General features: G+C 68.3%; 1 protein-coding gene. It reads right to left on the reverse strand.

The genetic code is table 11. From position 1 onward, the window contains the following. The coding region (locus tag ACLQ28_RS34685; RefSeq protein ID WP_425690475.1) for an acyltransferase domain-containing protein at positions 1–221 on the reverse strand (221 nt) is incomplete at both ends.

The raw sequence follows: 221 nt of genomic DNA on the forward strand, positions 1-221 counted from the left end.
TCGACCGCGCGGGTGACCGCGTCGTGGAACCGCACCGGCTGCCGCAAATTCCGAAACCAGTACCCGGCGTCGAACACGGTCTCGTCCTGGCTGACGGTGGAGTAGAACGGCACCCGTCCCCGGCCGGGTGTGACCTGTAGTTGTTCCAGCTCGGTGCGCAGCACATCCACGTGCGCGCAATGCGAGGCGTAGTCCACCGGCAACCGGCGCGCCCGATCCCC

The organism is Micromonospora sp. DT201 (assembly GCF_049841575.1).
Lineage (GTDB): Bacteria > Actinomycetota > Actinomycetes > Mycobacteriales > Micromonosporaceae > Micromonospora.